Origin of the sequence: Streptomyces sp. NPDC020362 (assembly GCF_040642095.1) — a bacterium.
GTDB lineage: Bacteria > Actinomycetota > Actinomycetes > Streptomycetales > Streptomycetaceae > Streptomyces.
Window position 1 is genome coordinate 1 of sequence record NZ_JBFAET010000333.1, and the last position, 5,879, is coordinate 5,879.

At 73.4% G+C, this 5,879-nt stretch carries 5 protein-coding genes; 3 read left to right on the forward strand and 2 right to left on the reverse strand.

Annotated elements, in window-relative coordinates; genetic code table 11:
* Nucleotides 1–1,524: right-handed parallel beta-helix repeat-containing protein (locus AB0H32_RS46160; RefSeq protein ID WP_361135052.1), on the reverse strand; the 1,524-nt coding region annotated here is incomplete at its 3' end.
* Between the two features lie 195 nt (nt 1,525–1,719).
* Between AB0H32_RS46160 and AB0H32_RS46165 the strand changes: the two genes are divergently transcribed.
* Nucleotides 1,720–2,646 (forward strand): glutaminase, encoded by a 927-nt coding sequence (locus AB0H32_RS46165; RefSeq protein WP_361135055.1) that lies wholly within the window; start codon nt 1,720–1,722, stop codon nt 2,644–2,646.
* Here the strand turns inward: AB0H32_RS46165 and AB0H32_RS46170 are convergent.
* A complete protein-coding gene (locus tag AB0H32_RS46170) occupies nt 2,615–3,013 on the reverse strand; it encodes a hypothetical protein (RefSeq protein ID WP_361135058.1) in 399 nt (132 codons plus the stop codon). The two genes, AB0H32_RS46165 and AB0H32_RS46170, sit on opposite strands and share 32 nt — an antisense overlap.
* A gap of 199 nt (nt 3,014–3,212) precedes the next feature.
* On the opposite strand from AB0H32_RS46170, the gene mptB reads away from it, so the two are divergent.
* Both mptB and AB0H32_RS46180 read left to right on the forward strand, forming a co-directional pair.
* Complete coding sequence (mptB, locus tag AB0H32_RS46175) at nt 3,213–4,607, forward strand: polyprenol phosphomannose-dependent alpha 1,6 mannosyltransferase MptB (protein WP_361135061.1); 1,395 nt, start codon at nt 3,213–3,215, stop codon at nt 4,605–4,607.
* A partial coding sequence (locus tag AB0H32_RS46180) for a glycosyltransferase family 87 protein (protein WP_361135064.1) occupies nt 4,604–5,879 on the forward strand: 1,276 nt, incomplete at its 3' end. The genes mptB and AB0H32_RS46180, both read left to right, overlap by 4 nt.

The following is a 5,879-nucleotide window of genomic DNA, read 5'->3' on the forward strand; positions in this document are numbered from 1 at the left end:
CGGTACGCCGCGCGCCGGGCCGCTGCCGCGCGGGTCGGGACCGTCCGCCCGGTGCCGGACCTCGGCCAGACACGGGTCGGCGCCGGTCCCGGTGGCCCGCGCCCCCTGCATCTCCTGGCCCGTCTCCTTCCGCCAGGCGGCCAGATCCGAGTACCGGCGCTCTCCCCACTGCAGCCCCGGCCCTTCGGGGCTGTGGTAGTCGTTGCCCTGCATCACCACCTCCGAGGTGCCGAAGGCGCCCTGGGCCGCCACCACGGGGGAGCCGTCGGTGACGAACAGGTTGTTGCGCACCGAGACCGCGGCGAGGTGGGTCCGCAGCCGCAGGGCGGGCGCGCGGACGGAGCCGTTCGCCCTGGTCAGCACCGTGTTCTGGTAGATCGCCAGGTTGCCGATCCGGGATCCGACCACCACGATGCCGCCGTAGTCTGGGAGCTTGCGGGCGTTGTCCCGGCCGATGTTGTAGCGGATCGCGTTGTCCGTGTGGGCCTTGTTCGGGACGGCGGAGAAGGCCAGGAAGCCCGCGCCGTCGTTTCCGTAGGACAGGTTGTACTGCATCAGCGAGTGGGACACGTTGTTGCCCAGATCGAACCCGCCGCCGTCCACCCTGGACCCGGAGTGGTTGTCGTGGGCGACGTTGCGCTGCAGGACGATCCGCGTCGAGTCGTACGTCCAGATGCCCTCCGGGCCCTCCACGGCCTGGGGGGAGGACGACGCCCCGTTGTCGTGGGCGTCCGATCCCTCCACCACACCCTGGCGGACGCTGCCGAGGACGATGCCGCTGCCGGTGTTGTGGCCCGCCGCCTCCGGGTCACCGTCGTTGCGGAACGCCACCACCCCGGAGACCGTCACCCTCTCGTGCGCGTACCCGGGCGCGTGCGCGTCGAAGACGGGGCCGTCCGACACGAGCCCCGCGTCCTTGTTGCCGTGCACCGCGCAGGCATCGATCACCACGTCCCGGAAGCCGGACCCCTTGCCGCCGCCGTGCAGCCGGATGCCGTTGCGGAAGCCCGACACGTCGACGCCCTTGACCCGGAGGTACGGCAGCGTGCGCTTCCCGGGCAGATCGGTGACGAAGCCGATGCCGTCCTGCGACCGGTAGGACGCGGCGTTGCCCGCGACGATCAGGTCCCGGATGACGATCCCGCTCGTGTTGTACACCCCGATGCCGCGGGTGCCGGCCGCCGCGATCATCGCACGGCCCTTCCCGTAGGAACCGATCACGACGGGCTTTCGGGCGTTCCCGGCGTCGCCCGGCCCGATGCTCAGGGTGCCGGGGAAGCGCGTCCCGCCCTTCAGCAGCAGGCGGTCGCCCGGCTGCAGCCGCACGGCGTCGGCCCGCCGCAGTGTGCGCCAGGCGGTCTGCGGTGCCCGGCCGTCGTCCCCGTCGTCGCCGTCCGGACTGAGGTAGAACGTCCGTCCTCCGTGCGGGCGGACCGGCACGGGCACATGCGGTACGGGCAGGCCGCATCCGGCCAGCAGCGTCAGTGTGCACAGGCCTACCCCGTAGATGCTCCGCCGGCGCACGATCGCTCCCGTCTCCCGACGACCGGACAGGCTCCGGTCCCCATGTCACCCTGGCGCGCGCAGCCGTGATCCGCGGGCCAGCACGCGGAGTTCGGTTCACAACATGCCTGATTGGCGTCGTGCGCGTCGTGCCACTGCCGCGTACGAGGACCGGACGACGACCCCGGGGCGCCCCGTGGACAGGAGTGCGGCATCATGACGATCATGTCCTCCCAGTTCCAACCGGTCCTCGACCGGATCATGGCGGAGATCGATCGCACCCCGGGACGCGGCCGGTCCGCCGACTACATCCCGGCACTCGCGGCGCGCGATCCGCGCAGTTTCGGCATGGCCGTGGCCGAGCTGGACGGCACGGTCTACGGGGTGGGGGACTGGCGGCTGCCGTTTTCCACGCAGTCCATCACCAAGGTCTTCACGCTCGCCCTGGACCTGGCCCGCGAGGGCGACGCACTCTGGGAGCACGTGGGCCGCGAGCCCTCCGGCAACCCGTTCAACTCGCTGGTGCAGCTGGAGTACGAGAACGGCATCCCGCGGAATCCTTTCATCAACGCGGGCGCGCTCGTGGTCACCGACCGCTTCCACACCCGTACCGGGGACGCCTCCGGGGAACTGCTCGACTTCCTCCGAGCCGAGAGCGGCAACCCGTCCCTGGACTTCGACGAGGAGGTCGCCGCCTCCGAGACCGCGCACGGCGACCGCAACGCCGCACTCGCCCACTTCATGGCGTCCTACGGCAACATCGACAACCCCGTGCCGGTCCTGCTCGACCAGTACTTCCGGCAGTGCTCCATCGCGGCCTCCTGCTCCGACCTGGCCCTCGCCGCCTCCTTCCTCGCCCGGCACGGCATCCGCGCCGACGGCACCCGGCTGCTCACCCGCAGCCAGGCCAAGCAGGTCAACGCGGTGATGCTGACCTGCGGTACGTACGACGCGGCCGGTGACTTCGCCCACCGCGTCGGCCTGCCCGGCAAGAGCGGCGTCGGCGGCGGCATCATCGCGGTCGTCCCGGGACGCTGCACGCTGTGCGTGTGGAGCCCGGGACTGGACGAGCGCGGCAACTCGGTCGCGGGCGTGGCGGCCCTGGACCGGTTCACGACGCTGACCGGCCTGTCGGTGTTCTGAACGGCCCGTCCAGGAACTCGCCCAGCAGCGGAAGCAGCAGCGCCGAACGCCGCATGAGCGCCATGCGGGTGGTGCCGGGCAGCACCGCCGGCCGGGCGTCCGGGATGAGGCCGCGCATCCCGGCCGCGTGCTCGATGCGCACGAAGTCGTGGTCGCCGATGACCAGCAGCGTGGGCGTCCGCAGCGCGCGCAGGTCGTCGGCGGTCCAGGGAAGCGGGGCGGGGGCCGCGGCCGCGCACTTGGCGACGAGGTCCTGGAAGCCCTGCGGACGGGGAGCGGAGGCAGCGTACGACGGGCTGCCGTGAAGCTCGTAGTACGTCTCCGGGCCGTCGACCTTCGCACAGGAGGAACTCCTCGCCACGGTCATCACGTCCGTCCTGTGCCGGGTGGTGCATCCGCCCTGTCTCAGGCGGTGCATTCGCGCTGTCCCGGGTGGTGCGGGGGTGACCCCGCGCGAGCGGAGAAGTCATCGCTGCACACGTTCCGGTCATGTACGGGCCGCCCGCAGGTGAAGGGAGCGTCGCCTTCCGGCCACCCGGTGTTGACACGCTGACCCAGTGTTGGCCATGGCTTTCCCCGTCGATCTCCGCCGCTGCCAGGTGCTGGGGCTGGCCGGTACCGCCTTTCTCGCGCTGGGCGGTGAGACGGCCGGCGCCCTGCCCGTGCAGGACCTCCTCGCCCCGGCCTCCGTACAGGCCGCCCTCGGCCTGGTCGGGGTCTACTGCGGTGTGGTGCTGCTGATAGCGGCCTGGGTGCTTCTCGGCCGTCTGGTGCGCGGTCCGCGCCCGCCGACCCCGCGCGCCCTGCTGCTGGTCCTGGCCCTCTGGGCGACCCCGCTGCTGCTCGCGCCCCCGCTGTTCAGCCGGGACGTCTACAGCTATCTCGCCCAGGGCGCCATGGTCGACGCCCACATGGACGTGTACACCGACGGCCCCGCCCGCCTCGGCGGCCCGCTGGCCGACGAGGTGGCCCCGGTGTGGCAGCACACCGGAGCCCCCTACGGCCCCGCCTTCCTGGCCCTGGCCTCCCTGCTGTCGGGCCTGACCCGCGGCCAGCTGCCCGCAGGTCTCCTCGGCATGCGTCTGGTCGCCCTGTTCGGCGTGGCTCTCATGGCGGCGGCGCTGCCCCGCCTGGCCCGGCACAGCGGTGCCGACCCGGCCGCCGCCCTGTGGCTCGGCGCGCTCAACCCGCTCGTCCTGCTCCACCTGGTCGCGGGCGCCCACAACGACGCGATCATGCTCGGCCTGCTGGGGCTCGGGCTGGTCGCCGCACGCGGCCGGTGGCCCGTCCTGGGGGCGGTGCTCGTCACGCTGGCCGCCCTGGTCAAGGCACCCGCCGCGCTCGGCCTGCTCGCCGTCGTGGCCCTGCAGGTCCGCTCCGGCCGCCCCCCGCTGCGGGCCACCGCGACGACGGCGCTGGCCGCCGCCACCACGACGGTCGCCGCGACCGCCGTGGCCGGAACGGGGTACGGCTGGATCCGCGCCCTGGACACGCCCGTCTCCGCACACAACTGGGCCCTGACCAGCCTGCTGGGCCGCGCCACCGGTGCCCTGCTCGACCACCTCGGCAGCAGCCTGGCCCCGCTGGCCGTACCGGCCTGGCACCTGCTCGGCCTCGCGGTCACGGCCATGGCCGTGCTGGTGATATGGGTCCGGCTGCGCCCGCGACCGGTGTACGCCCTCGGGCTGAGCCTGCTGGTGGTGGCCGTCTTCGGCCCGGCGATCCGCCCCTGGTACGTGCTGTGGGGCCTCTTCCTCATCGCGGCCGCCGCGCCCAGCACCTCGGTGCGGCACCGGGTGGCGGCCCTGGCGGGCGTCCTGGCCCTCGCCGTACTGCCCAGTGGGGGACCGGCAGACCTGGGCCAGCTGGTCCTCGCGGTCTCCGGCGGGGTGCTCGGTGTGGTCGTCCTGTGGCAGGCCCACCTCGCGGCACAGGCCCCGGCGACGGGACGTACGGTATGAGCACTCTCCCGCTGCCGCGCACGGACCGGGGCCGTGCACTGCTCGTTCTGGCGCTGGCTGCCGCGGTGACCGCGTTCACGGCGACCGTGCCGCTGCTGCGCGACTTCTTCGACCTGCGCGTCTACTACGGCGCGGTGCACACCTGGGTGCACCACGACGGCCGGATCTACGACTACCGGGTGCCGGGGACGGAGTACGGCTTCACGTATCCGCCGTTCGCCGCGCTCGCCATGCTGCCGCTGGCGGCGATGGGGCGGACCACCGCCATCGCGGCCTCCCTGCTGGTGAACCTGGCCGCGCTCGCGGTGGTCCTGCGCATCCTGGCCGGGCCGGGCCGGCGGCGCCACGGCTGGTTCCGCTGGTCGCTGGCCCTGTGCGTGCTCGCGCTGTTCGAGCCGCTGCGGGACACCTTCAGCTTCGGCCAGGTCAACCTGGTGCTGCTCGCCCTGGTCCTCGGCGACTGCCGGCTGCTGGCCACCGGCAGGGACCGCTGGGCGGGCGTCGGCATCGGCCTCGCCGCCGCGGTGAAGCTCACGCCCGCCCTCTTCATCGGCCTGCTGCTGCTCGCCGGGCGCCGGCGGGCGGCCGGGGTGGCGACCGCCGTGGCCCTCGCGGCGACCGGACTGGCCGCCTGCGCGGATCCGGACGCGTCGCGCTTCTACTGGACCGAGGCGCTGTGGGACACCAGCCGGGTCGGCCGGCTCGACTACGTCTCGAACCAGTCGCTGCAGGGTGTCCTGGCACGGCTCGGCGAGCCGGACCGCGCACTGTGGGCCGCCGGGGTCCTGCTCGTGCTGTTCGTCTGGGCGGTGCGGACTCGCCGGGCGGTGGTGGCCGGCGACTGGACGCCGGCCTTCGCCCTCACCGGGGCGACGGCCTGCCTGGTCAGCCCGATCACCTGGGTGCACCATCTGGTGTGGCTGCTGCCGTCCTTCGTGGTGCTGGCGCGCGCCGGGCACCCGCGCATCGCCGGTGCCCTGTACGCGGTCCTGTGCACCAGCGTGGTGTGGCTCTGGTTCGAGGACGCCTCCGGTGTCGACGGCTTCCTCGGCAGCAACATCTACACCTGGATCACGCTGGGCCTGCTGCTCGGCCTGCCGGCCGGTCAGTCGCCCGCGTCCCGGCCGCCCCTGGCGCGCAGTACGAGCGACACGGCCCCGGCGCCGAGCACGGCGAGACCCGTGACCGCGGCGGTCTGCGACCAGTCCGCGTCGTCGTCGGTGGCCGGGGAGGCGGCCGCCGCGACGGGTGCGGCGGACGGCTCGGACTTCG

Coding starts and splice junctions, on each gene's coding strand:
- mptB (WP_361135061.1), top strand. CDS start 3,213: ATGGCTTTCCCCGTCGATCTCCGCCGCTGCCAGGTGCTGGGGCTGGCC.
- AB0H32_RS46170 (WP_361135058.1), bottom strand. CDS start 3,013: ATGACCGTGGCGAGGAGTTCCTCCTGTGCGAAGGTCGACGGCCCGGAG.
- AB0H32_RS46165 (WP_361135055.1), top strand. CDS start 1,720: ATGACGATCATGTCCTCCCAGTTCCAACCGGTCCTCGACCGGATCATG.